General features: G+C 61.3%; 23 protein-coding genes. 15 read left to right on the top strand and 8 right to left on the bottom strand.

The window, feature by feature from the left end; genetic code table 11:
• The 4 genes from LJ655_RS26395 to LJ655_RS26380 form a co-directional block, all read left to right on the top strand.
• Window positions 1-502: IS4/Tn5 family transposase DNA-binding protein (locus LJ655_RS26395; protein WP_268991720.1), on the top strand; the 502-nt coding region annotated here is incomplete at its 5' end.
• Window positions 447-824: a hypothetical protein gene (locus tag LJ655_RS26390; protein ID WP_230564107.1), complete on the top strand. Its 378-nt coding sequence runs from the start codon at window positions 447-449 to the stop codon at window positions 822-824. The genes LJ655_RS26395 and LJ655_RS26390, both read left to right, overlap by 56 nt.
• A gap of 321 nt (window positions 825-1,145) precedes the next feature.
• Window positions 1,146-1,493, top strand: coding sequence for an IS4 family transposase (locus tag LJ655_RS26385; RefSeq protein WP_230564106.1), 348 nt, complete (start codon window positions 1,146-1,148; stop codon window positions 1,491-1,493).
• A gap of 180 nt (window positions 1,494-1,673) precedes the next feature.
• On the top strand, window positions 1,674-2,132 hold the full coding sequence (locus tag LJ655_RS26380) for a GNAT family N-acetyltransferase (protein ID WP_230564105.1): 459 nt from the start codon (window positions 1,674-1,676) through the stop codon (window positions 2,130-2,132).
• Between the two features lie 219 nt (window positions 2,133-2,351).
• On the opposite strand, the gene LJ655_RS26375 is transcribed toward LJ655_RS26380, so the two are convergent.
• Window positions 2,352-4,796 (bottom strand): two-partner secretion domain-containing protein, encoded by a 2,445-nt coding sequence (locus LJ655_RS26375; protein ID WP_230564104.1) that lies wholly within the window; start codon window positions 4,794-4,796, stop codon window positions 2,352-2,354.
• Between the two features lie 631 nt (window positions 4,797-5,427).
• On the opposite strand from LJ655_RS26375, the gene LJ655_RS26370 reads away from it, so the two are divergent.
• Complete coding sequence (locus LJ655_RS26370) at window positions 5,428-5,922, top strand: DUF305 domain-containing protein (RefSeq protein WP_230564103.1); 495 nt, start codon at window positions 5,428-5,430, stop codon at window positions 5,920-5,922.
• Window positions 5,922-7,400 carry a YncE family protein gene (locus LJ655_RS26365; RefSeq protein WP_230564102.1) on the top strand — a complete coding sequence of 493 codons (1,479 nt, stop codon included), beginning with the start codon at window positions 5,922-5,924 and terminating at the stop codon, window positions 7,398-7,400. The genes LJ655_RS26370 and LJ655_RS26365 overlap by 1 nt, the downstream gene beginning before the upstream one ends.
• Window positions 7,401-8,051: 651 nt before the next feature.
• On the opposite strand, the gene LJ655_RS26360 is transcribed toward LJ655_RS26365, so the two are convergent.
• Complete coding sequence (locus LJ655_RS26360) at window positions 8,052-9,065, bottom strand: IS110 family RNA-guided transposase (protein ID WP_230564101.1); 1,014 nt, start codon at window positions 9,063-9,065, stop codon at window positions 8,052-8,054.
• Between the two features lie 247 nt (window positions 9,066-9,312).
• Here LJ655_RS26360 and LJ655_RS26355 point away from each other — a divergent pair, with 247 nt between their 5' ends.
• From LJ655_RS26355 to LJ655_RS26345, 3 genes are all read left to right on the top strand, one after another.
• A complete protein-coding gene (locus LJ655_RS26355) occupies window positions 9,313-10,338 on the top strand; it encodes a serine hydrolase domain-containing protein (protein ID WP_230564100.1) in 1,026 nt (341 codons plus the stop codon).
• Between the two features lie 567 nt (window positions 10,339-10,905).
• Window positions 10,906-12,102 (top strand): IS256 family transposase, encoded by a 1,197-nt coding sequence (locus LJ655_RS26350; protein ID WP_230564099.1) that lies wholly within the window; start codon window positions 10,906-10,908, stop codon window positions 12,100-12,102.
• 486 nt (window positions 12,103-12,588) lie between these two features.
• Window positions 12,589-13,119 carry a hypothetical protein gene (locus LJ655_RS26345; protein WP_230564098.1) on the top strand — a complete coding sequence of 177 codons (531 nt, stop codon included), beginning with the start codon at window positions 12,589-12,591 and terminating at the stop codon, window positions 13,117-13,119.
• A gap of 293 nt (window positions 13,120-13,412) precedes the next feature.
• Here LJ655_RS26345 and LJ655_RS26340 read toward each other — a convergent pair whose 3' ends face one another.
• Window positions 13,413-13,706, bottom strand: a complete 294-nt coding sequence (locus tag LJ655_RS26340; RefSeq protein WP_186077784.1) for a DUF1330 domain-containing protein — start codon at window positions 13,704-13,706, stop codon at window positions 13,413-13,415.
• Between the two features lie 63 nt (window positions 13,707-13,769).
• On the opposite strand from LJ655_RS26340, the gene LJ655_RS26335 reads away from it, so the two are divergent.
• The 3 genes from LJ655_RS26335 (at window position 13,770) to LJ655_RS26325 (ending at window position 16,691) form a co-directional block, all read left to right on the top strand.
• Window positions 13,770-14,222: a MarR family winged helix-turn-helix transcriptional regulator gene (locus tag LJ655_RS26335; RefSeq protein ID WP_230564097.1), complete on the top strand. Its 453-nt coding sequence runs from the start codon at window positions 13,770-13,772 to the stop codon at window positions 14,220-14,222.
• Between the two features lie 407 nt (window positions 14,223-14,629).
• The gene (locus tag LJ655_RS26330) at window positions 14,630-15,505 is read left to right on the top strand and encodes a tyrosine-type recombinase/integrase (protein WP_230564096.1); all 876 of its coding nucleotides are present in this window, start codon (window positions 14,630-14,632) and stop codon (window positions 15,503-15,505) included.
• A gap of 16 nt (window positions 15,506-15,521) precedes the next feature.
• Window positions 15,522-16,691 (top strand): IS91 family transposase, encoded by a 1,170-nt coding sequence (locus LJ655_RS26325; RefSeq protein ID WP_230564095.1) that lies wholly within the window; start codon window positions 15,522-15,524, stop codon window positions 16,689-16,691.
• A gap of 562 nt (window positions 16,692-17,253) precedes the next feature.
• Here LJ655_RS26325 and LJ655_RS26320 read toward each other — a convergent pair.
• The 3 genes from LJ655_RS26320 to LJ655_RS26310 all read right to left on the bottom strand — a co-directional run bounded on the left by LJ655_RS26320 (window position 17,254) and on the right by LJ655_RS26310 (window position 20,046).
• Window positions 17,254-17,697 (bottom strand): SET domain-containing protein, encoded by a 444-nt coding sequence (locus LJ655_RS26320; protein ID WP_230564112.1) that lies wholly within the window; start codon window positions 17,695-17,697, stop codon window positions 17,254-17,256.
• A gap of 194 nt (window positions 17,698-17,891) precedes the next feature.
• Window positions 17,892-18,161: a DUF1488 family protein gene (locus tag LJ655_RS26315; protein WP_230564094.1), complete on the bottom strand. Its 270-nt coding sequence runs from the start codon at window positions 18,159-18,161 to the stop codon at window positions 17,892-17,894.
• A 178-nt stretch (window positions 18,162-18,339) separates the two neighbouring features.
• A complete protein-coding gene (locus LJ655_RS26310) occupies window positions 18,340-20,046 on the bottom strand; it encodes a site-specific integrase (RefSeq protein WP_230564093.1) in 1,707 nt (568 codons plus the stop codon).
• A 916-nt stretch (window positions 20,047-20,962) separates the two neighbouring features.
• Here LJ655_RS26310 and LJ655_RS26305 point away from each other — a divergent pair.
• The 3 genes from LJ655_RS26305 to LJ655_RS26295 all read left to right on the top strand — a co-directional run bounded on the left by LJ655_RS26305 (window position 20,963) and on the right by LJ655_RS26295 (window position 22,553).
• Window positions 20,963-21,235, top strand: a complete 273-nt coding sequence (locus LJ655_RS26305) for a hypothetical protein (protein WP_134192849.1) — start codon at window positions 20,963-20,965, stop codon at window positions 21,233-21,235.
• A 39-nt stretch (window positions 21,236-21,274) separates the two neighbouring features.
• Window positions 21,275-21,616: a type II toxin-antitoxin system HicB family antitoxin gene (locus LJ655_RS26300; RefSeq protein WP_230564092.1), complete on the top strand. Its 342-nt coding sequence runs from the start codon at window positions 21,275-21,277 to the stop codon at window positions 21,614-21,616.
• 679 nt (window positions 21,617-22,295) lie between these two features.
• Window positions 22,296-22,553: a hypothetical protein gene (locus LJ655_RS26295; RefSeq protein WP_230564091.1), complete on the top strand. Its 258-nt coding sequence runs from the start codon at window positions 22,296-22,298 to the stop codon at window positions 22,551-22,553.
• A 191-nt stretch (window positions 22,554-22,744) separates the two neighbouring features.
• On the opposite strand, the gene LJ655_RS26290 is transcribed toward LJ655_RS26295, so the two are convergent.
• Together LJ655_RS26290 and LJ655_RS26285 are read right to left on the bottom strand one after the other, a co-directional pair.
• Window positions 22,745-23,005 (bottom strand): hypothetical protein, encoded by a 261-nt coding sequence (locus tag LJ655_RS26290; protein ID WP_134192845.1) that lies wholly within the window; start codon window positions 23,003-23,005, stop codon window positions 22,745-22,747.
• Window positions 23,006-23,353: 348 nt separating this feature from the next.
• Entirely contained in the window at window positions 23,354-23,599 is a 246-nt protein-coding gene (locus LJ655_RS26285; protein ID WP_230564090.1) for a DUF1488 family protein, read from the bottom strand.
• Window positions 23,600-24,202: the final 603 nt, after the last annotated feature.

Genomic DNA, 24,202 nt, shown 5'->3' with positions numbered 1-24,202 from the left:
ATTCGCGCTCGGGCAGTCGTGGAATCCCTGCTCGGTTTGCCGTGGAATCGGCGCTCGCTTTGCTGTGGAATCCGAGCTCGGCTTGCCGTGGAATCAGCGTTCGGTTTGGCGTGGAATACGCAGCAAGCGACGGGCGGATGATCGGTCGTGGATGGATCTTGAAGTCCAAGGCAGCGAATTCCGGGACACACGGTCGCGCCGTCGCTTCGCAACGCTGCTGGAAAAGCTGTGGGATGACATGGGGCAGACTATTCCGTTCGCGTGTCAGGACTGGGCTTCTACCAAGGCTGCGTACAGGTTTCTGTCGAACGACCGCGTCAGCGAACACGATATCCTGAGCGGGCATTTCCAGGCGAGCGCTGAACGTGTGAAGGCCACCGATGGGCCGGTGCTCGTCCTGCAGGACACGACCACATTCCCGTACCAGCCCACTTGGCCTGGCGGCGGTGAAGTTCTGGACGAGAAAGCGGTTCAAAGGGGCTTCGGAACTCAAGCGCCATAACAATCCCACGCGCGTACCGATTGAGGAAAAGGAAAGCTGGCGCTGGCTGGAGAATATGCGCCAGTCGACTGAGCTTTTCGACGATCCTGTGCGTTGCATTCACATCGGCGATCGGGAAAGAGACATTTACGGGCTGTGTTGCACCGCATACGATCTTTGCACCCACTTCCTTGTGCGTACCTGCGTCGACAGGCTCGCGGGAGATGGTCAGCATACGATCTCCAAAGCCATGCAGCAGGTTCAGGTCAAAGGGCTCCATCGCCTCGAGCTTCGCGACGCGAAAGGCCGTCCGATGACCGCGAGGCTCGAACTGCGCTACTAGCATATGACTGTTCTACCACCCGTCGGCAAGCAGAGCCGTTACCCTGCGCTACAGCTAACAGTCCTCCACGCACAGGAACGCGATCGGCCGCCCGGGCGTGCCCGCATCGAATGAAAGCTGATCGCCAACCTGCCGGTCCGCTCTCGTGCAGAGGCAATCGAAAAGCTCGACTGGTACGCAATGCGTTGAAAAACCGAGACCTTCCACAAGATCCTGAAATCGGGTTGCAAAGCCGAGGAGTCCCGGCTTCGCACAGCCGACAGGCTAACGCACCTGATCGCAGTCTTCTGCATTCCGAGCTGGCGCATATTCTGGCTCACCATGCTCGGCCGATCGGCGCCGCAGGCCGCCGCCGAACTCGCGTTCACGCACACCGAAATCGAACTGCTTGAACACATCGTTCACGATACGCCCCACAACGCGCAAGCTCCGCCGCTCGTGCGCAACGTTATCAGGCTCGCTCAGCTCGGTGGTTACCTTGCGCGCGCCAACGACCCTCCGCCGGGCAATACCGTAATGTGGCGCGGGATGCGTCGTCTGACCGATATCCAGATCGGCTATGAGCTTGCGCTAAAAGAAGTGGGAAATTGCAAGAATGAAGACGCGCTTACTGCCGATCATGGGTTTCCCCTGCATGTCGATGGCTCTGCAAGCGTTTTTGTCGCGTAAACAGCGTAGCGGATGACTCTGGCGGGTGACCTATGCCTTTTGCATGTCGCACGCGTTCGAGACGATCGCCCATGCCCGGCGTGAGTTTCTGTGCGGCCAGTTTCGGCCATTCTGCGCGACTTTGGAAGTTCGATTTGGTTTGCTATCGTTGAACCGTTTTGTTGATTTCGGAGCGGACACATGCCGTTGATTTTGCGTCGAGCGACTTCGGCCGACGCCAAAGAGTTGACTGAAGTCTATCTGCGATCTCGTAACACGCTGGCGTCCTATGCGCCACTCGCGCACTCCGAAGCGGCCGTCCGCGATTGGGTCGCCAACATACTGATCCCGTCGGGTAGCGTCACCGTCGCCGTGAACAATGACCGTATAGTGGGCATGGCCGCGCACTCTATATTTGACGGTGTGACATGGCTTAACCAGTTGTACGTGTACCCTCAATTTAAACGACAAGGGATTGGCACTTCCCTCCTGGAATCGGTGAAGTCACAGACCGACGGCAAGCTTCAACTCTATACGTTCCAGATGAACCACGATGCCGCTGCGTTTTATGAGCGGCATGGGTTCGTTGCCATCGCATATAGCGATGGAAGTAGAAACGAGGAAGGCTGTCCCGATGTTTTGTATTGTTTAACGTGGTAACGCTTCCGTACATAGGCTCGCATCGAATGTCCGTTATCGGCGAGTTCGAAGGGCAGCTCCAGGTCGATCTGAGCCGACCACTGAGGGAGGCGGCGATACTGGTCATCCGGCGTTCCGGCGCCGCTTTTCAAATTCAGGGAGAGGGCGCCGAAACGTCAGCCGCCTGCTGAAGACGGCGCCGCCGCAAGTAGATTGCACGCCGCGTCTGCACCGTCGCGCTTACTGGCCCAGTTGCCAGCGCAGGACAGGATGCGTCGCGCCAGCCGGCAGGGCCCACACGCCCGTCGGGCTGAAATTCCACGATGCATCGAAGCTCGCCGGGTTGCTCATCTGGGCCGTGGTGAGGCCGTTCGACGCAGGCAATTGAGAGACGTCGCCCGTACTCACCGTGCGCGTCGTCGTCTGTTTGTCCCAATAGACGTTGCTTGCGATCGTTCCGCCGGCACCGTACGCGACGATACCCCCGTATGTGCCGTAGGCCGGACCCTGATACGAAGGCCCTAGAACTGGGCCTGCTGCGAACGACTGCTCGATGACACCGCTATTCGAGTACGCCAATCCGCCGGCCGCAAAAAGCCCGAGAACGCCGCCGGAGGCGTAAGACTGGGACACGGTGCCACTGTTGATGCCGACAAGTCCGCCTGGCTCCAGGAACACATCCCCGCCGACGTTAGAGGTTGTGAACGATTGAAGGATCAACCCGGTGTTGATGCCGACGAGGCCTCCTGCTTCGCCCGCACCACCCACGGAGGCGCTGCTCCACGAACGCTCGATTACACCGTCGTTCAGGCCCACCAAGCCGCCGATCGGTACGTTGCCATAGTGCGGGGCGCCCCGGAAGCCCGTCGTAGACGTGTAAGTGATCAAGCCGAGGTTGCGGCCCGCGAGGATGCCGTAGGTGATCGTAATGGGATTGTTGAAGTCAGCATCCTGGAACGCCGTCAGCGCGCTGTTCGTCATGCCGACGTTACGTACGACGCCCGACGTGCCGATCTCGCCGAATAGACCAGCCGAGCGGGTCTCGGACGGGGAGTACATCTCCTGCTGACTGAAGTGGTCGATCACATGTCCCATCCCATCGAACTGGCCGGAGAACGGGGTAGCTGCACTGCCCAGCGGAATGAAGTCGACGCCACCCGAGGAAACACTGTGCGAAGAAAGATCCGTCGCGCTGGCATCGATATTCTTGCCGAGCGCGTAGTTGCCGGCGAGGTCGGCCGATATGTGCTGCAGGTCGGTCAGCGAATTGACCAGCTTGTAGCCGGTCACCTGCGTCACCAACCCGCTAAAAGGCGCGGCAGTCCACGTGCTATTGGCAAGGATGGTCCCTGGGGTGTAGGTGCCGTTCATGTCGTAAAGCGCGCTGACGGTGCCGGTACTGCGCGACCAGTCGATGGTGCCGTAATTTGCAACGCTGCCAGCATTGTCGATGCTCCCTGCGTCCGCCCGCAGCAGCAGGTTGCCGCTGCCTGTGTTCCTGATTGTCGTCCCTTGCACGATCGTCACATCGTGAGCAGCCGCGAGCGATAACGACGCCGGACCTTTCCGGTCGAGATTCGACGTAACGGTCAGATCGCCGGCGGCGCCAGCTGTGCCGGTGGCGCTTGCATCGACGGAGGTGCCCTGGTTCAGACTGCGCGCGAAAGCGTGCGCAGTGGCGCGATCGACGGTGAAGTCTGGCGTCGAGACATTCCACAGTCGCGCCCGAACCGCGGCATCGTGCGACAAAGTCAGTGTGGCGGCAAGCGTATCGACGGTGCCCCCGCTGCCATCCACGTTCGTTGCAGCGATGGTTCCCTGCTGCTTGATGTGGCCATTGTCAGCCACCAGCCAGATGTGGCCGTCGCGTATCGCCGTGCCCGTTGCTCGGATCCGAGATCCACGGCCTGCAAGCGCATAGATATTCCCGTCGGCCGCTTCGAGATTGATCTGTGCGGCTTGCGTGGCACCGCGATCGGTCACGGTGCCTTTGCTGCCCGTTTGCACGAATACCTGCCTGCCGCTCGAAGAATCGGACAACATGACCTGCTGCCCAACTACGTATTCAGCAGTGCCATTCGGTGCGCTTACGGAGCCTTCGTTGACCACGACATCGCGTGCGATCAGGAAAACGTCGCCGCCGCTCGAACTGATTTTGCCGAGATTCACCACCTTGGCGCTCGACGTGCCCGAGAGGGTAAGCGTCCCCCCATTGACGAATGCGGTATCGGGCAAATCGAGCGTCGAAGCCACAAACCGCCCGCCCGTGCTGATGACGCCGCTGCGTCCGACGACGATGCCCTGCGGATTGATCAGATACACGCTGCCAGTCGCATTGAGGTTGCCCAACAGCGTCGACGGCGCACAGCCTGTCACGCGATTGAGCGTCGCGCCCGCACCGTTATCGAACATGACAGTGTTGCCGCGGCCGATTGAAAAGCTGCCCCAGTCGATCACGCCGCGGCTAGAACCGGGCTGCGTGATGACGAGCGCGCCGGGTGCGCCTGCGATGGTTCCTGCGCCGGCAACGTAGTGCCCGCCTTGCGGCAATCCGCCGCCGGCCCACGCCGCATCCGGCAACGACAATCCACCGAGCAACACAGCAATGAGCGGCACGGCCTGCTGAGACGGTCGCCGCCGCCACGGCACGAGAAGTACCGGACGACCTGATGAAGAATGTGCCATATGTCCCCCTTCCGCGGATCAGCCAGCGCAGTCAAAACTCCGGCCGACATCAGCGTCGTCGACCGGCGCTTCAGCTCCCGGCGCACGTTCACGTGGCGCCCGAGCCGGTACTGATCCTCACGACCTCAAACGCGTTAAAGATCGTGTCTGAAGAATAGGATTTGGCATCGCGAACGCATGACGATATCTACGCGTTCCGCGACATTTTTTCGGTGCAAGGACGGCTGCGTTTCGCGATGGTGACCGTGATTCGCATGTCTCGTGTTTCATGCTCGCTAGGGCGACCCTGGCGAAACCAACTCTGTGCGCGCTTCATTCCGCCTCGGCTAACGTTAGCCCGAGTGTGGCCAACACCGGCCTCTCCCCGGCGAGCCCGGCCTGTCACTCAAATGTCGGCTCGGCATCCAGCAACGGACCTTCATCCGGCGATCATGTTCGTCGCGTGCTCGGACAAAGGTGCCGTCATTCGGAGCGATACTTTGTTGTGGACCGAGAACGTGGGCCTCCGGGAAGCTCGAAAGGTCAAACCAGCACGTCTTCCCCGAAAAAAGTGCCAGGCACACGGAATAACCTCGCATCCGGCGGGTTCACTCCAATGAGACACGTGCTAACCACAAGAGGAGAATCAGTCGTGCGCACCCCCGTTCCTCGTACCGCGCGAACGATCCTGAGCCTCGTCATCGCCCTTGCGATCTCAGCTCTTTGTGATTCGCGTGCATTCACCGCAGGTTTGCAGACCGCAACTTCTGACGAAGCACCATTTCTGGCGGAGAACGATGCCGCCATGAAAAGGATGATGAACGGTATGTCCGTGAAGCCGACAGGCGATGTCGATCGTGATTTCGTCGCAATGATGGTGCCTCACCATCAAGGCGCCATCGACATGGCACAGGCTGAACTGCGCTATGGACACAACGAACAGTTACGTCGCATCGCGCAAGAGATCGTCGTCGAGCAACAGCAGGAAATTGTCGCCATGCGCATCGCGCTCGGCCAGCCATTGCCGCCGTCGGCGCCTGCTCCAGACCAGCAAAAGCCGGCTTCTACCCCGGCTGCCCACTCCCACCCGACGTCCCACCGCGGCATGCAAATGAATATGTCGAACGATACGCGAGAGGAGCAGTGATGAAACTCACATCAAATGTCACCGTCGCACTGTCGGCGGCCGCGCTGGTCACAGCGCAGCTCGCATGGGCGGGCCAGGCCCCCGGATCGCTTGCCGATGCCGATATTCCGGTAAGCCACCATGATCGGGTTTACGCTGCCGAGCAATTTTCTAACACGGTGTCGGTAATCGACCCGGCCGACAACAGGCTAGTCGGCCTGATTCGCCTCGGCGACCCGTCGCCGGGCAATTTCAGTCCGTTGTACAAAGGTCAATTGCTTGTGCATGGCATGGGCTACTCACCGGACCATCGCACGATCGCGGTCGTCTCGATCGGATCGAACTCGGTTTCATTTATCGATACGCAGACGAACGCCATCAAGCATGTCACCTACGTTGGCCGCTCGCCTCATGAGGCGTTCTTTACGGCTGATGGAAAGGAAGTTTGGGTGACCGTGCGCGGCGAAAACTACGTCGCGGTACTCGACGGGACGACGTTCGAGGAGAAAACACGCATCACTGTCCCGGCTGGCCCTGGCATGCAGATCTTCTCACCGGACGGGAAGTATGGTTACGTCTGCTCATCCTTCAATCCGGAGACTGAGGTAGTTTCTGTGGCCGACCATAAGGTCGTCGGCGCAGTCAAGCAGGCAAGCCCGTTCTGTCCGGACATTGCCGCGACCCCTGACGGCAAGCAGGTCTGGTTCACGCTCAAGGACGTGGGCAAGGTGCAGGTGTTCGATGCGCGGCCGCCATTCGCGCTGCTCAAGACACTCGACACGGGCCCGATTACCAACCACGTCAACATCGTGCATAACGCCAACGGAATGTTCGCGTACGTGACGGTCGGCGGCCTGAATGTTGTCAAGGTGTTCCGAACGGATGATTTCTCGCAGGTCGCGACAGTTCCGGTCGGTAACCTGCCGCATGGTCTCTGGCCGTCGGGTGATGGTAGCCGCATCTACGTCGGTCTTGAGAACGCCGATGCAATGACTGCAATCGATACACTGACCAACAAGGTCATCGCAACCATACCGATCGGACAGGCGCCGCAAGCAGTCACCTATGTGCCGAACGCGGTGCCGGAAGGTGATGGCTCGCAGAACTTGCAGGCTCTCGGCCTGGCTGGTCAGAGTGCCCACATTACACTGGTGCCGGTGGGCTCGACCACGCCGACAGACGCCGCCAATGCACCTACGACTGTCACGTTGTTTGATCAAGGTCTCGTGCAGGTGCTCCAGGCCGCCGTCACCGGACTGCAACCGAAGCAGCCCTATGTGCTGGGGCTTGCGGACAATCCCGACGGCACTGGCAGCGTGCAAGTTCTCGCGAACTTCATGACCAATCCGGCAGGCTCCGCGATCGTGAACACGCTCGGCCAGATTCGTCAACTGGTCACGCCTGGTGTGAGCTCTTCCGATGACAAGCACCGCTACCTCGTGATCGCCCCGCAGGCGTCAGGCAAGCCGGGGGCTCCAGTGCAGGTGCAGTCGCCATAAGCGGGTCTGCTGCCGGATGCAAAGTTCGGATGGCTTCAGTGGCGCAGCAACAATGCGGCGATGGCGATCATGGCCAGCGGCGGTTGTGGCCTCGGGACCTGCCGTTCGCCAGACCGCGCAGCGGAGGTCCCTTCAGGGTCGCGCTCAGCCGAACCCTTCGAGCGCTGCTGTTTGCCCCGTTTGCAAACCGCGTCCGGCGGCACGCGGCCATGAAGCGACGTTCGACACGCGTGCCTGGATCGTCGACACCCATTAGCGGGCCCGGTGTCAAGTGAGCAAACAACACCGTCGACTGCCTGAGCAGCCGATTTCAATTGCACTGACCGACTGCAGTAGCCGAGCGCACCCGTTTCTTCGATTCATGGCTGCGACGGATCGCGCCAGACACCCATCAGGCTCAAGCGATCGGCGTACATCGGTTGCCTGTCGCCCTGGTGGCTCTGCCACCCCAGAAGAACTTTGGTGCCGCAACGTGTCCATTGGGTTCGCACAATAGTCGTGGTTGCCAGACATCCGGCACCAATCCAGGGCTGGCTCGCGTTGCAGGCGATCCGCGTTACTGCACGTCGGGGACGGCGGCACGGCATCCCATTCAATTGGGTGGCTTTTCGCCAGTCAACGATCAGGGCTTGCCGGTCGCCGTCGTAACGCTTATGCGAAGCAGCGGTTCACATCAAATGGTTTTCGCTCCTTCAGCATGTGGAAACACGCACGGGCGAGCTTGTGGGCCAGGGCCTTGCGTGCGATCACTGAATTCGTTTTGGCTTTCTTGCGCTCGTAGAACTGCCAGGCTTCGGTGCTAAAGTGCATCGCGAAGTTGGCTGCTTCGATGAATGCCCAGCACAGGTATGGATTTCCGTTTCTGGTATTGCCTTCGCTTTTTTTCTTGCCGTTGCTCATGCGCTGGCTGTCCACGCACCGCGCATAGGAGGCGAAGTTGCCGGCGCTGGCGAAGCGTTCGATGGTTCCTGTTTCCAGCACGATAATGGTCGCAAGCGTTTGACCAATGCCGGGTACCGTGGTCAGGAGGGCGTAGTCCGGACGCGGCGCGACCTTTTCCTGAAGACGCTTTTCTACGATGGCGATCTGAGAGGAGAGCGTCGCGATGACCGCGACGTTCGCTCGGACCGCGAGGGCCACGTCGTCTGGGAGATGCAGTTCTCCGACAGCGGCCTGGTCCAGTTGCTTGACCTGATTGCTCGTGATTCGCGTGCCGGACTGACGCGCCGTAATGTTCTCGACGGCGAGAATGTGGCTGGTGCGGTTGCGCACCAGTTGCATGCGCTTGCGGGCCAGGTCGCGCACCTGCCGGTGCTCAGCCGGCAATATGGTGCCAGTGGGAAGGATGCCCAGACGAAGCAGGTGGGCAAGGTAGCGCGCGTCGGTCTCGTCACCGCTGTGCTTGAGCCCGTCGTATTTCTTGATCGCGGTGGTGTTGGCCAGATAGACGACGAAGCCAGCGGCCTGCAGGCCGTCGACAAGCCAGTACCAGTTGTACGTGGATTCGACCACGACGCCTGCCAGCCCGGCTCGCCACGGGGCAAGGAACGCCAGGATCCTTGCCAGGTCGTTCGGGAGGCGCTTTTCTGCGACCACGCGGTCCGTTTCGTCGATCACGCTCACCACGCTGTTGTTCGAATGCAGGTCAATGCCGCTATAGTTCATGATGACCTCCTTTCGGTTAAAGCGGTTTTGGCAAACTCACTTTAACCCCGTCGCCCGGCAGGGCGACGGCAGGAGGTCCGCTAGATGATTTTCAATCGGACCACAGCAATCAGCAACTGAAAAAAAAATCGTGCTGACCAAAACATATCTCGGGCGCTGCGTTCGATGGCGCAGGCCGACTGATAGGGACCATCTTCGATTTCCGCGTGAACAGATTCGCTCCTCGGGGTCGACGGCGCCTCTACGGATGCATTCAAGCCCCCTTGCTGCCGAGCAGTTGAGTGTGCCCTCCGTTGGCGCGTGGCAGGGCGGCTCGCTACCGTCGCTGCTCGAGGGCACGGGCAGCACCTCCTTCCTGGTGCTGAGCGACGGGCAGCTGGTGTACGAGTGGTACGCCTCGAACTTCGGTGCCGACACCGTTACGCGCACTCTTTCCGTGACCAAGTCGGTCGCCTCGCTGCTGGTCGGCCAAGCCGTGGGCGACGGGCGGCTTCCGGGAGTGGACACCCCACTCGGCGAACTGCTGCCGGGTTTGGCAGACCTACGTGTGGCCGCCATGACCATTGAGCAGCTGATGCGCATGTCGTCCGGCATTCGCTATCGTGAAGGCGTGACGCCGTGGAGCGACGACGCGCTCGTGTATCACGGGTCGGGGTTGCGCCAGACCGCTCGACGGGTTCACGTTGCGGACCCAGTGGACAAGTTTTTCCATTACAACGACTGGCATCCGCTGCTCATCGCGATGGTGCTCGAGCGTGCGAGCAACGCTAGCATCGCCCAACTGCTCTCTGCGGACCTCTGGGCCCCCCTGGACGCCGGACCGGCCGCGATGACACTCGACCATAGCCACACAGGCAAGCTGGCCCATCTTGAGAGCGGCTTGAATGCAACGCCCCACGGGCTCGCCCGCTTTGGCCAGTTGGTGCTTCAGCGAGGGATCTGGAACGGCAAGGAACTCGTTTCGCCAGCTTGGCTCGGCCGCCTGGACGACCTTTCAAGCGGTTGGAACTCGGCCGGCGATTTCGCGTATTACGAGTCTCTGCCTTGGGGCCGACCACTTTCTTCCGGCAAGTTCGGGTACAAGGACTTTTGGTGGCATTACATGCCTCACGAAGGTGTTCATGACCTGTTCGCGATGGGAGCGCTGGGCGCTCACGTCTACGTGTCGCGCGACACGGGGTGCGTTCTGGTACGGACAGCGAGCCGATTTCCCCGCGGTGTCTGGTGGGCGGGAATCTTGCGGAACGTCGCTGAGCAGGTGGCCAATCGTTAGGTCCAGCGTTGGCTTGTCGGTCTTCAGCGTTTGGCCGCGATACGCGAGCGTGCCTATTGGTCAGCGATACTGCTAATGTGTCCGTCGAAGGTCTGCTTTCGGCAGGCGGCTACTTCCATTTCGGGTCGCTTTATGCCTTCTGCATTGAGCGCCTGCCCGAGGCGACCGCCGCGCTCGCTCGTCGGGCGCTAGCCGGCCAAGTTCCTTCGTTGGCCAGCGAAGTCATTTGACATTCAAACGCCGGGTTTATCTCTGTCTAGTGCCATCCGTGCCTCGCCTAGCCCTGATTAGGGCGTACATTCCAGGTCGCTGGTTCCTGGTCGTATTGCACGCTCAACTTCCCGCTCCCAAAGTTAGAGGACTTGCCAGGTGAACCATGTCCGCGCGTTACACTGCCACGCAGTTCGAGTTCTAGCATCAGAGCCCCCCCGTAATAAGCTTTTGGGGTAGTGTTCCGAGAGATGTGCAGAAAGTCTGAAGGCAGGAAGAGTGTCCAAGGATAGGGTGGCCGTGGTGTAAGTTGATGAATGTCCAGTTCGTCAACCTGCCCTCGGGAGGGCTTACGCCATGGCCACGACCAAGCGTAGTACGAACCGGCCGCCAGCGGAAGCGCTGGTTGCCGGCGACCGGGACCTGATGAAGGCGCTCATGAAGGATGCGCTGCAGGAAGTGCTCGAAGCGGAGATGACCGAGCTATTGGGTGCGTCGCCCAACGAGCGGACCGAGACCCGCAGCGGCTATCGGGCGGGCTACTACAGCCGGGGGCTCGTGACGCGCATCGGCAAGCTGGAGCTTCGCGTGCCGCGCGACCGTCACGGGGAGTTCTCTACGGCCCTGTTTGAGCGCTATGCGCGTAGCGAGAAGGCACTGGTGGCCGCGCTCGCCGAGATGTACGTGCAGGGCGTATCAACCCGCAAGGTCAAGGCGATCACCGAGGAGCTATGCGGTCACAGTTTTTCGGCCTCAGCGATCTCCGCCATCAACAAGGGACTGGACGCCACGCTGGCGAAGTTCGCGCACCGGCCGCTGGAGGAAGCGTATCCGTACCTGATCGTTGACGCTCGCTACGAGAAGGTGCGTGAATCCGGCGTGATCCGCTCGCAGGCGGTGCTGATCGCCATCGGCATCAACTGGGAAGGCCACCGGCAGGTGCTGGCCGTGGAGCTGGCCAACCGGGAAAGCCAGTCGAGCTGGAAGGGGTTCCTGCTGGGGCTGAAGAAGCGCGGTCTGTCAGGCGTCGAATTCGTCGCCTCGGACGATCACGCGGGACTAAAGAAGGCGATTGGCGAGGTGCTGCCTGAGGCCGCCTGGCAGCGCTGTTACGTGCACTTCCTGCGCAATGCGCTGGACTATCTGCCGCGCAAGGCCGATGACGACTGCCTGCAGGAACTACGCTGGATGTACGACCGTCGCGACCTGCAGGAAGCGCAACGCGATCTGGCGGCGTGGATCGGCAAGTGGCAGGGCAAATATCCGAAGCTCGTGGACTGGGTTGAAGGCAACATCGCCGAGACGCTGACGTTCTACCGGCTGCCGCGCGCGCATCACAAGCATCTGAAGTCGACCAACATGCTGGAGCGCCTGAACGAGGAAATCAGGCGACGCACGCGTATCGTGAGGATCTTCCCGAACGAGGCGGCGTGCCTGCGGCTGGTCAGGGCGTTGTGCAGCGAGACTCATGAAACATGGCTTGAAGACAGCCGCTATCTGAACATGGCCCTGCTGGCCGAGCAGAAGAAGGAGTTTCTACGCGCTGCGGCATAAACAGCGCGCCGTGTCCGACGCTACGGGCTACGCCCTTCGCATCGAACACGGCAGAAAAGATCAACTGAAACCATCGTCATCCGGTTTCTGCACAACTTGACGTACACAACTGCTTTTGGTATCACGCTCACGGCCTTTTGTCGCTTCACGCCGTGACGCGGTTTCCGCAGGTTCGAGTTCCGCAAGTCCATCGCACATCACTTCCCATTCGAGCGTGGAGCTGGGCGACCGGCTTATTTTGGCGAAGCACCACGATCCGGTCTTCAACTCTTGATAGTGTCTGCCAAGTGACCTTACGTTCGCCGATGCAGATCAGTGGGTAAAAATATTTCTAACGCGATGCGGGATTTCCCTTACTCAAGGAATATCAGCTCCTGCCGATATTCAGCGGCCACGCGCGCCGCGCGGGGTGAAGGGCGCGCAGTATTTAGCACTGGCGCGTTTACATTAGAGACGACATAACACGAAAACGAGGGGCCACAAAAAATGGAAATTAGCAATGTCGCACGACGTTTGTGCCTTAGCAGCCTGTCTTTCGGAATTATTGTTACTACGGGGTGCGCCTCAATCGTCGGCGGCACGAACCAACCGATATCCGTCGAGACTCGATCGACCTCGGGCGAATCGATTGCTGGTGCGAACTGCAAACTTGAAAATCCGAAAGGGACTTGGTACGTGACTACGCCGGGAAGCGTCACTGTGCATCGCGCGTATGACGATCTGTCGATCTATTGCACGAAGACCGGTGAGCAACCTGGGATCGCTTCCGTTAAATCATCCACCAAGGGGATGGCCTTCGGAAACATCCTTTTCGGTGGCATCATCGGTGTAGGCGTCGACACGGCATCCGGTGCGGCGTACGACTATCCGACTTTGATCACCGTCCAGCTCGGTGGCACCACCACTATCACGCCGCCGGCCAAAGATCAGACGCCCCCGCCAGCAACGGCACAAAAGACTGCGATGACGCCTGTCGACCCGACAGCCGCGCCAAAAACCAACGCTGCTGCCCAATAGTCGCCTCGCGGCGTTTAGCTGCGGCGGGTCGACGGTCGCAGCTAAACAATTGCCATAGCTGTCGCTCCCCGACGCGTCACCTTGGAACGCAGAGCCAATGACAGCTGTACGCGGAACAACGGTCGTTTAATTAACGATATGCGTGCGGCCGCTCTGGGGTCGGGAACACGCACGGCCGACTGGCTGCTTTCGGGCCGCTGAATTCAAGTGACCGCTTTCGAGCGATGAGTTCGAGGAGCAGACTGACGCAGCCCGACCCATCCCAGACCATCACGCCCTTGGAAAGCGGCCACTCACGCGTGAGTTTCGACTATGAACATCCGCGCTTGCTGAGCTTCCTGACGTTCGGCCTTGATCGGCGCATACCTCTCGGAGTTGTAGAAGGCTAGCGCTTGGGCGAGAGTCGGAAACTCAAACACGCCCGCCATAGGTAGCGGCGCCTCATCCCCCTCCAGAATCTGCGCGACAGGACCGAAATGTAGAATCTGCCCACCTGCCTCCTTTAGCGCCGCCTGAAAACGTGGAGCGAGCGCGGCCTGCTTGGCAGAGTCGATGACGCGTAGATTGACGTGTACGTATGCTGGCATTGTGCCTCCACTAATAATGCATATACATTATTATGTGAGACCAAGCTTGTCAACGAGGTAGGTGTGAACGATCTAGATCCAGAATCTTTGAAGGGCGTCGAAGCGGAGTGTCCGGGCTTCCAGGCTCGTGCAACGGCGCGCGCGCTCACGCGCTATTACAATGCCTGGTTCAAACCGCTCGGACTGACGGCCGAGCAATTCAGCCTCTTGGTTGGGATCGGCGCAGCCGAGGGAGCGACGCTCGTCGACCTTGCGGATAGGGCCGGGGTCGATCCAACTACCCTCAGCCGAAACGTTCAGAATCTCGAAAGCCGAGATTTGGTCTGTGCTACCGGCGGACGTGGCCGCGCTGGAAAGCGATTAGCTCTGACGACATCTGGGCGGCGACTCATGGCCGATGCGTTCCCGGTATGGAAATCGGCCAAGGCGGAACTCGCCAGTCGCATGGGCGATGAACATCTTCGTTCGGCAAGGCAGGTGATGTCGGATCTGGCCGAGGCCGCAGAATCCTCATGATAGACGCCACCAACGACCGCTATGGAGAACATTTCGCGCTTGACGGCTATGACCGTTTTGGCCGATCGGCTGAGGTCGCCAACGGCCGCTTGTCGGCACTCCACTTTGCAAACCCTAGATTTGGCTGATTGACCGGTTCGGAGAAAGTTACCTGACCGCAGTGGGTCGGGAAGACCCACTCGTCAATAGAGAGGAGACATTCGCTGGCACGGGTTTGCGAATGTCCGTGAAGCGAACTTGAGCCGCCGCACGGCTGTTGATCGGCGACCGTCGGCTTTCGCCGACTAAACCGCTCGCGCGGTATGGGGCTCCGTTCCCGCCTCTGGCAGTGACTGCCGGGGCAGTGGCGCCGGTGCTTATGTTGGTGACTGAGGCAATCCGCCTCGTTATCCAGCAGGAGCCCCATCATGACCTCCTCCGATCCGGGCGTCAGCCCGCTGCGCCGACGCATGGTTGACGACTTGCGCATGCGCAAGTTCGCCCCCAAGACCCAGACCGCCTATCTGCGCGCCGTACGCCAGTTCGCCCGTTTTCTCGGACGTTCACCCGATACCGCCACCGTCGAGGACCTGCGGAACTACCAGCTGCATCTGGTCGATCACGGTACCTCGCCGACATCGCTCAACGCCACGATCAGCGGGCTGAAGTTCTTCTTCGACGTTACACTCGGCCAGCCTGAGCTGATGGCGCGGATGCAGCCGGTTCGTGTACCCCGCAAGCTCCCGGTGGTCCTCAGCCCCGAAGAGGTGCGGCGGCTGATCGCAGCCGCCGGCAACCTCAAGCACCAGACCGCACTGTCCGTCGCCTATGGCGCCGGCCTGCGCGCGAGCGAGGTGGTGGCGCTGAAGGTCAGCGACATCGACAGTGAGCGCATGGCACTGCGCATCGAGCAGGGCAAGGGCCGCAAGGACCGCTACGCGATGCTCTCACCGGTCCTGCTCGAACGCCTGCGGCTGTGGTGGCGGGTCGCCCGTGCCCAGGGCACCATGCTTGATGGCGGGTGGCTGTTTCCCGGCATGGATCCCGTCGACCCGCTCACCGCGCGGCAGCTGAACCGCGCGGTTCACGCCGCCGCCGAGGCCGCGCAGATCGGCAAGCGCGTCACCCCGCATACGCTGCGTCACAGTTTCGCGACGCACCTGCTCGAACAGAAGGTGGACATCCGCGTGATCCAGGTGCTGCTGGGTCACAGGCAGCTCGAGACCACCGCGCTTTACGTGCAGGTCGCCACCGATCTCCTGCGCGAAGTCATCAGTCCACTGGAGCGTCTGACCTCCGGGTAACGCGGCGCGGTACCCCATGCTGGAGGTCGCGGACATCTTCCGCGCCCAGGGCCCGGCATGGCGGCGTACGGTGTCGCTGAGCCTGGGGCAGCTGAAGGTCATGTCGGCCATCGAACAGTGCCGCACCGCGGCGCTGGGGGGACACGTGTTGCGCTGTTCCGGCTGCGCGCGCACCGAGATCGCGTACAACTCGTGCCGCAACCGCCATTGCCCCCGGTGCCAGGGCAGTGCCGCACGCCGCTGGCTCGAGGCACGCCAGGCCGACCTGCTGCCGGTCGGGTACTACCACGTCGTCTTCACGCTGCCCGCGCCGATCGGCGCCATCGCCTGGTACAACAAGCGGGTCATCTACGGACTGCTGTTCGACATCGCCGCCGACACGCTGCGCACGATCGCCGCTGATCCCCGGCACCTCGGTGCGCAGATCGGCGCCACGCTCGTGCTGCACACCTGGGGCTCGGCGCTCACGCATCATCCCCACGTGCACGGTATCGTTCCCGGTGGCGGCCTGTCGCCGGATGGCGAGCGGTGGATTGCCTGCCGCCCTGGCTTCTTCCTGCCGGTGCGCGTGCTCTCACGCCTGTTCCGCAGGTGCTTCCTCGAAGCGCTGACGGAGGCACACCGGTGTGGCCGGTTGCAGTTCTTCGGTGAGTATGCCGGACTCGCCGACCCGGCTGCCTTTGCGCGGTGGCTTGCGCCGCTGCGCGCCTGCGAATGGGTCGTGTATGCCAAACGTCCCTTCGCGGGCCCCGAAGCAGTACTCGCGTATCTCTCCCGCTATACACACCGTGTGGCGATCTCCAGCCAGCGCCTGCTTGCGTTCGATGAGCGCGGCGTGACGTTCCGCTGGAAGGACTATCGTGCGAAGGGGCGCACCCGCTACAAGACGATGACCCTCGAGGCCGGCGAGTTCATGCGCCGCTTCCTGCTGCATGTACTGCCCGGTGGCTTCCACCGTATCCGTCACTATGGACTGCTTGCGAACCCGGTGCGCCGCGCCAGTCTCGCGAAGGTGCGTGAACTGCTGCACGTCACGCCCGAGCTCAGCGCATCACCTGAAGATACCGTCATCGAAACGAGACCGGCCTTCATCTGCCGGCACTGTGGCGCCCCGATGATCATCACCGATATCCTTGCGCGGACCGCGCCGATCCGCGCGCCACCCACGCCCCGGGGCATGACATGAAGACAACTGTTCCTGAACGTGCGACCCGACCGTTGCGCTGGTGGCAACGCGGCCCGCGAGCGTACGTTTGCGCCTGTCACCTGGCGCAGACTCCCACACCTCTGCTTCGTCCGCCAGATTGCGCGACTGCGCCGCCTCGTCACCGCGTCACGGCCCATCTGCCAGACGGTCCGAGCGCTCATCGGGCAACGCCCCTGAACATTGCGGGCTATCAATCACCATAGCCTTCACAACCTCGAGCGCATCGGAGCACTCCGCGGTTTCCTCCCTTCTGGTTTGTCCAACGCCTGCCCGCATGCACTGACGCTTGCTTGCGAGCCTGCGGACATGGGCAGGCGTCGAACAAACCTAAAGAAATTTGGCCATCGGGAAGCCTGCGCCGATGACCGGACTGTCTCCGGGACCTGCCGCTGAAGCTTTGACGGCACGCCTGGTTGCTGTGAGTCCGACGATCGGCATTTGTTGGCGCTCTCCGCAGCAGCCGCAGCTCAAGGCCCGATGAGCCTGGATGACGAAGCGGGTATCGAAGCAGACCGCAAAGGAAGCGGAATGGCCACGATCGCTATGACTGGACAGCGCTGAGCATCGTCTGCCTGCACGCCGAAGCACCACAACGACATAAGTACTGGGCGCGCACGTCTTCTGTAACCTCGCCGTCGACGGCAAGACCGTAGTCGATGAACAGCTCCTCGCCCGCAGCAATAGCGACGAGCGCGTGAATGAACACACGGTCGCCGACTTCGATCGCTTCGCAGTTGGGCATGCAGGCATGGTTGAGGAAACGCGCACTGTTCCCGCCGCGGCTGCCATCGATCACGCGTCCGCTGCTCAGGCCGAACACGAAGGTATGGCCGGCCACCGATTGCTGGCGGGCGGCCGCACGACGCCAGGTGGTGACGTCCCCCTTGTATTCGATCAGTCTCTCGCCAGCGGCGATCTGCCGTAATGCAAACAGCCCCTTGCCGTGCACCGGTGATCGCCGTGCCGTGATACGTCGCAGTCGCATTGTGTTGCCTTTCATTCCGTACCGGGTTTATGGACGCGGGTGCGTTCAGCGGCGAAGCATATCGCCGCCGCGGCGCAGATTCAATGAATCAGTAGAAAGATTCGGCGCAACTAACGGTCCTCCACGAAAGCCACCCTGATTCGCTGCGCCACCACCCGGCGGGCAGAACCGTGGCGAAATTCCTGACCATCCAGTCACGGTCGCGCGAAATCGTCCGCTGTCAGCTCGAGCTGCGCGGCTGGGTGGGCGAGGGCCTTGCGCTCGGCAATCGCCCGGATGCGGCCATAGCCGTTGCGGAAAGCCTTGAGAATACGATCGTCATCGGCGTCGGGTTCGAGCCAGAAGTAGTCCTGCAATGCCTTGACCGAAATCATGCATGCAACGATGCCATGCGGACGTGCGAGGCTGAAGGACACGCCGCAACGGCCAGCCAGCACCTGGGGTTCGAGTTCGGGAGTTTCCATGAGAGATCGGCGGACGATCCAGAGGCACGCATGAATGATTGTTGCATAGCCGATGCGTCCTGAAGACTGCGATCCTGACGTTTCCAGCCCTTCGCAGAGCTGTAGCGACTGACTGTCAAGGGAGGACGAGGGGCCGTTTATCGGCTTTACACGCCGCGACGATGCGTGCCCGCCCAGCTCATTTGCGCGCACCAAAAGCCTCCCCGATCTGCCGCGCCCGCCTGACCTCATCACTGTGCAGATAGATCGAGGTCGTGGAGACGGAGGCATGACGGAGATTGTCGCGCACGGTGGTCAGCTCGGCCCCGCGACCGAGCGCGTGCGTCGCATGCGTGTGCCGCATCCAGTGCGGGCTCGCCCGGCGCAGTTTCCCTGCGAGAGGCGGGTGCTCGGCTTCGATGGTATCCGCCGCGAGCCCGAAGAAGCGGCGCAGCACGCCCCACAGGCGCACGCTGCTGATGGCCGCGCCGCTGTCGGCTTCGAGGCTGCCGATGACAGGCGTCTGCGGGCGCCAGCGCGTCTGCGTGACCGGTAGCCCGCGTTCGTTCAGATAGCGCGCGAGGGCTTCCCATGCGAGTGGCGGCAGCGCGACCCGCGCGAGCTTTTTTCCTTTGCCCGTGACGCGCAGCCAGTGTTCACCGCGCGCGTCGGTGTCCACGTGTCCGAGCGTCGCGCCGACCAGCTCGCTGGCCCGCAGCCCGGTCGCGTAGCCGAAATCGAGCAGGAAGCGCAGGCGCTGCGCGGCGGGAAGCGCCCAGCCATGCGACCATTCGAGCCCGTCGGCGATCGTGCGCACGAGCGCCCATTCGCCCTCGGTGAAGGCGTGCGATGCATCGAGCGTCGCCACGCCATTGCCGCCGCGTACTTTCACGCCCGCGAATGGATTGGCGAGCACGTAGCGCTGCTCGATCAGCCAGCGGAACAGCGCGCCGAGGATCGACAGCGCGTGCGCGGCCGAGCGGTCCGAGAGGTTGCCGTTAAACGGTCGCCAGTCGGGCGACGAACGCGGCCGGACCGGACCGACCCAGCGTGCGCGCGGCGACGGATGCCGGAGAAACCCGCGGTACGCGATCGCGTCCTCGGTCGTCAGCGACGACAGCGCCCGGCCGCGTTCGACGATCGCCCACAAAATCAGGCGCTCGGCCTCCTTGCGGTAGGTGCGCCGGGTCGCGGGGGATTCCTGAAGCGCGAGCCAGGTCTGCACCGCCTCATAGTCGTTGGAGGCGTCCAGCGTGCAGGTCGCGGCTGGCGCCCGAAATGTGCCGCCGGTGCCGTCAACCTCGTGCGGCAGCCGGAGCGATTCCCACGGCACGACGGCACTGCGCTGGCTCGCCACGACCAGCGCGCGGGCCTTGTCGGTGAGGGCAGGCCATGCAGCGAAGAACGCTTCGATCGCGCGCGCACTGGCTGCGCCGAGCCGGGGGACCGCCTTCCACCACTGCCGCCGCCGCGGAATCCGCACGGTCAGCTCGGTCAGGGTCGTGATGCCGTGCTCGCGCAGCACGCGAACGGCGCGAGGGGCGAGCCACTGCGCGATGTCGTCGGTGATCTGCGGCTCGGGTGGCCGGGCGTTGCGCAGGACCTCGACCACGTGCGCGACGGTCTTCGCGTGCTGTTCGCGTTCGTTGGCAGGATGGTCGAGCAGGGTGGCGAGATCGTCACGATGGAGGGCCCGTGCGGCGGCCCGCAGCTGGCGACGGATCTTGCCCAGTACACCGCGCGCCGATCTGTTGTCGCCGAGCGCGGAGGGCAGGTAGCGGGCCACCGCCTGCCGCACCGGCAGGCCGGCGTACCACGCGCGCAGGACAGCGAGTTCGTCAGCGTTGGGCAGGCCTGCGGGGGTGGGGGCGGGCAGCGAAGGTACAGGGGTGGAACGCGATTTCATGACCACGAGTTTAACGTGTAAATCGATGCCTTGTGATAAGAAAACTTATCTTGTTGGACGCGTTTCGCTCCGTATTTCTGCGGAAAATCTGAGGTCAATACGCCAGAAAGGCCTGCGTGCACGACGATGCGGAATGCGTACGGTCAGGTCCGCGTGGGTCGTGCTGGGTTGTGTCGAGCAGGCGCGCCGCGCGCGGTGCGAACCGCTGCGCGATGTCGTCGGCCATCCGCGCCTTCGGCGGGCACGCGGTGCGCGGATGTCGATCGCCTGTGCGACCGATTTCGCGCTGTTGCCGTTCATCTGCTGGATGGTCGAAAGAGCGCCGCAAGATCGTTGCGATGGGACGCGTGCGCAACGGCGATCAGTTTGTGCGGGATGTGCCCAAGCACGCCGCGCCCGGATCGCCCGCCGCCCGGCGAGGAGGGCAAATAGCGCTCGACGGCCGCCCATACGGCGAGGCCCACGCATTACGCGCGCAGCACGGCGAGCTCATCGGTGCCGGGAAAGCCGGGTGGGATCTCATCAGGAACGGGAACGGGCAGCGGGGTGTGACGCATTTTCCCACCGATTGCAAGCATGCGAACGACAGATCCAGCCGTCCCCCGTTACCATCCGGCCGTCAAACTCTTCGAAACCACTGCACATCTCGCAGGATAGGGATATAGTCGTCAATGAGGCGCATGTTGCGCGCGCACACGAGAATGACCTCCTGCACGAGCAGGTTGTCTGGCGGTCTCCCCGCCTGATGAAGAGAGGCCGGCCAAACGCCGGCTTCTTTTTTGTACCATCACGATTTCAGTTGCTTTGCTATCGCATTGGGCGCATCGTGGAAACATCCAAATATTCCTGACCGCCTTCTCGCATCCGGATACGAGCAGTTCAATGACGGCCAGTTTTGATTGAAGAGCCCGTCATCATGACCATTCCGACCATTGAATACCGAGGGTACGAGCTGCGCGCTTACTCTCACCAGGAATTTCCGCTGCATCGCGACCCCTATGCCAAAGGGGCACGCCGGTTCTCATCCGTCGTGGGAATTGACGCTATCCCGTCCACAGGAGCGAGCTTGCGCCGCTATTCGACGTTGTTCGGCGGCGCCAGTCCCACGAACGAGCGTGATGCCATCGAGCTCGCCATGCAGTTCGGCAAAGATATCGTTGACGGCAAGGTTCAGGCATCCGAGCTCTGACAGCCAAATGCCAGTCAGTCCCAAACCCAGTGGGCCAGTATGCAGTATCCCTTTTATGTTTGCCGCGAGGACGAATTCGGCTTTCGCGGCAGTTTTCCTGACTTTCCGAGCGCCGAAGCACGCGGAGATTCGTTCGCCGAACTGCTGCGCAACGCGACGAGGGCCGTCGTATTGATGTACGACCGGAGTGAGCAACTCATCCCCGCTCCGACGTGCAGCGCGTCGGAGTTGCATTCGCTCGATCTGGACGATGGGGAGGGCATCTGGATGTTTGTCGACATCAATCTCGCGCGGATTACCTCGAAAGCCGCGGACGTTCAGTTTGATCTGCTCGAAAGTTTGCTGCAGCGGTGGATCGGGCGGCAAGAGAACGTCATATGACGCGCTCCGCGTTCATCACCCTGGCTGCCGTACACGAACTTTCGAGCCGGTACGACGGGCAGTTGTGCTGTTTGCCCGTTTCCCAACGGGTTTTCGCGGACGCCTGACACCGTTCGCGCGACGACAAATGGCAGGAAGCAAGCGCGACGTGACAACGTGTCGCGCCGTCTCGACTATCGGGGGCCGAACCAGTTTTTCTCACAGTAGGAGTGCATCATGAATGTTAACCAGATACATGCGGAAGAGCTGGCAGAAAGCAGGAGGCGCAGAGAGGCTGCACAGAGCGCGACGGATGATGGTATGCCGATGGCCCCCGAAAGTGATGAGCAAGACGTCGAAGTGGTTCCATACAGAAAGCCGAAGCAAGGGATCAGGTCAGCGAGGAAATGGCCAGATGCGGGATGCGACCTCATGTGATCCTGACCGTCGACGAAAACAGAGACGATATTGCCTCGCCCGGGATCGCTGGGAAGCGAGGAACCGGAAAAGCGCCGGTTCCAGCAGGCCCTGAAGGGCGGCGCGGCATCGTTCCGACGGCGTGTACTCTCACGGCAAACAAGTTCTTCAGACCGCAGCCTCAGCTCCGGTCGCTGGAAGTTTGCTGAGGTTGCTCGTCTCCGGCTATGTACCGATCTGTGCTAAACGCAATAATGAATGACGAGACGCACCGGAGATATGTGTGCTTACGATCGCGCAGCAACGTCACAGTCTGACCGTAACTGAGAACCGGATCATGCGGGCGGAACTCAGCATTAGCACGGTGCGTGACATGATTCAGGCATCGCTCATGGGCGGCTCTGACACACTACCGATGCAAGACGTTCTCCCTATGGCAGAGCAGGCACTCAAGGACCTTTTCGAAGTGAGAAAATTCTTGATCGAAAGCATTAAGGGAAAAGAGCGGGACCTGGCCAAGGTCGTTGGATCCTCGAATTAACGCTCATGTCACTCGATCAGGCACGCAGGGATTGCGACCCGTACCATTCCCACACCGTGAAGCTCGAGTGGTATCGGGCGGTGCGCGCTTGCTATCATTCAAGCGACTGAGGCAAGCGCAAATCGGCCGGATGCGCCTGGCCCTCTACGATGCGGTAAACGTTGCAGGCTATCGGAGAGAGAGGGAAGAACTCACTTCAATGGTGAGCTGTTTGTATCGATTGAAGATCCCAAAAGCACGTCAATTGCTGCCTGCCCTGCGACTTCCGCGACCAGGTAAGCCCAGCGCCTGGTAAAGGGGCCATGGCGAAGCTGGATTGCGTTTGCACCGTCGCCGATGATGCCGAAGTTGGTACCGCCTTTAATCTGCATCGTTACCTCGTACATGTCCTCCGCGGAAAGAGTCAATGTGACGTGAATCTCAAACCCTCTATAGGGAATCATCCGATACATCGACAGACTCCGCCGGTTGAAGAATCAAGCCTTGTGCTCGACTCCGGTCCTGATGGTTGTACGCAATCGTGTGCTCGGTTCCCCGATGAGCGGATGCATGGAGGCCATGCAGGTGCCGTCCCCAAATCGAGGTCCCGGCAAATACCCGTTGTGGGTCGGGCGCGAAGCTCCGAAGCATTTCGTGAGTGCAGCAGCGGGGAGCAATATATCGCCATCGCGTACTCAGTTACAAAACCAGCCAAACCGGATGGCAACCCGTCCGGAACGACGTAAGCAGCGACGACCGTCGGCGGCCCGTCCCGCGTCAGCAGAAAGGTGCAGGGGTACAGGTGGCGATAGGCCCTCTGTTCACGAAATTGTGTATCTGGTGGGACCACCCTTATAAAGGGTTCTGGCCAGTCCCAGGATTCGGTCGCGGTTGTGGTCGAAGGTCGCAAGCAGCGCGGACTCGTCAGGACCCATGTCGGGGTTCAGCTTCGTCAACATCGCATCGTCGACCAGAAAGACAACCTCGCGCGCATTGTCATGGCCCCAGAAGCACACACAGTGTCTTGATGCGTCGTAGATGCGACTGGGATTGGGAAAGTTGAGCACGCACTGTTTTTTTCATTCACTCACCGGACAGATATATCGCCACTTGGCCGCGTTGACATCGATGCGGGCGTCCATGTCGCGTCGCCTTTGCGCCCGCTTGCCTTCCGCCATCTCCCGTGCCGACTCACGGGCTTTCTGCTCGACGACGTAGTCGCTTTGCCTGACGGCGGGGCTTGAGTACGTCCTGGGTTGCCTGGGCATGGTATTTCCAATGGAAAAATTCAAAATATCAGGGCCGACTCAGCAACCGAATGTCGTTGTCAGCGAGGGGAGAACCTTCTTGAGCGCCCGACAAGCGGACAACGAAGACAGGCAAAACGCGGCCTGAATGAGGCACGAAGCTTTCGGCACGATATCCGCAGTGGTCTCGGTACCGTGAAGCTTGAGGGCGCCGTGCCGACCGGAGCAGTCGGGTCTCAAGGCGTGCACTCTGCATCTGACGAGAATGCGCCTTTTTCGACGGCAATGCAAGGCAGATCGCAAAGACCTTTCAGTCGAACTTCCCCCGCGCAACCGCGCAACGGTCACACACCGCAAGCGTAAGACTATCAATGCGCTGTCTGTGTGAAATGTACCCGGGACGTCAATACGTAATCCGAAATA

The organism is Paraburkholderia translucens, from assembly GCF_020881035.1.
Taxonomy (GTDB): domain Bacteria; phylum Pseudomonadota; class Gammaproteobacteria; order Burkholderiales; family Burkholderiaceae; genus Paraburkholderia; species Paraburkholderia translucens.
This window is presented reverse-complemented; position numbering and strand designations above follow the sequence as displayed.

What these genes read in the sequence shown, in the direction of transcription:
- LJ655_RS26385 (WP_230564106.1), top strand. Translation starts at nt 1,146, where the DNA reads ATGCTCGGCCGATCGGCGCCGCAGGCCGCCGCCGAACTCGCGTTCACG.
- LJ655_RS26350 (WP_230564099.1), top strand. Translation starts at nt 10,906, where the DNA reads ATGGCCACGACCAAGCGTAGTACGAACCGGCCGCCAGCGGAAGCGCTG.
- LJ655_RS26375 (WP_230564104.1), bottom strand. Translation starts at nt 4,796, where the DNA reads ATGGCACATTCTTCATCAGGTCGTCCGGTACTTCTCGTGCCGTGGCGG.
- LJ655_RS26360 (WP_230564101.1), bottom strand. Translation starts at nt 9,065, where the DNA reads ATGAACTATAGCGGCATTGACCTGCATTCGAACAACAGCGTGGTGAGC.
- LJ655_RS26315 (WP_230564094.1), bottom strand. Translation starts at nt 18,161, where the DNA reads ATGGAAACTCCCGAACTCGAACCCCAGGTGCTGGCTGGCCGTTGCGGC.
- LJ655_RS26305 (WP_134192849.1), top strand. Translation starts at nt 20,963, where the DNA reads ATGACCATTCCGACCATTGAATACCGAGGGTACGAGCTGCGCGCTTAC.
- LJ655_RS26290 (WP_134192845.1), bottom strand. Translation starts at nt 23,005, where the DNA reads ATGTATCGGATGATTCCCTATAGAGGGTTTGAGATTCACGTCACATTG.
- LJ655_RS26325 (WP_230564095.1), top strand. Translation starts at nt 15,522, where the DNA reads ATGCTGGAGGTCGCGGACATCTTCCGCGCCCAGGGCCCGGCATGGCGG.
- LJ655_RS26345 (WP_230564098.1), top strand. Translation starts at nt 12,589, where the DNA reads ATGGAAATTAGCAATGTCGCACGACGTTTGTGCCTTAGCAGCCTGTCT.
- LJ655_RS26330 (WP_230564096.1), top strand. Translation starts at nt 14,630, where the DNA reads ATGACCTCCTCCGATCCGGGCGTCAGCCCGCTGCGCCGACGCATGGTT.
- LJ655_RS26310 (WP_230564093.1), bottom strand. Translation starts at nt 20,046, where the DNA reads ATGAAATCGCGTTCCACCCCTGTACCTTCGCTGCCCGCCCCCACCCCC.
- LJ655_RS26355 (WP_230564100.1), top strand. Translation starts at nt 9,313, where the DNA reads ATGCATTCAAGCCCCCTTGCTGCCGAGCAGTTGAGTGTGCCCTCCGTT.
- LJ655_RS26365 (WP_230564102.1), top strand. Translation starts at nt 5,922, where the DNA reads ATGAAACTCACATCAAATGTCACCGTCGCACTGTCGGCGGCCGCGCTG.
- LJ655_RS26340 (WP_186077784.1), bottom strand. Translation starts at nt 13,706, where the DNA reads ATGCCAGCATACGTACACGTCAATCTACGCGTCATCGACTCTGCCAAG.
- LJ655_RS26380 (WP_230564105.1), top strand. Translation starts at nt 1,674, where the DNA reads ATGCCGTTGATTTTGCGTCGAGCGACTTCGGCCGACGCCAAAGAGTTG.
- LJ655_RS26320 (WP_230564112.1), bottom strand. Translation starts at nt 17,697, where the DNA reads ATGCGACTGCGACGTATCACGGCACGGCGATCACCGGTGCACGGCAAG.
- LJ655_RS26300 (WP_230564092.1), top strand. Translation starts at nt 21,275, where the DNA reads ATGCAGTATCCCTTTTATGTTTGCCGCGAGGACGAATTCGGCTTTCGC.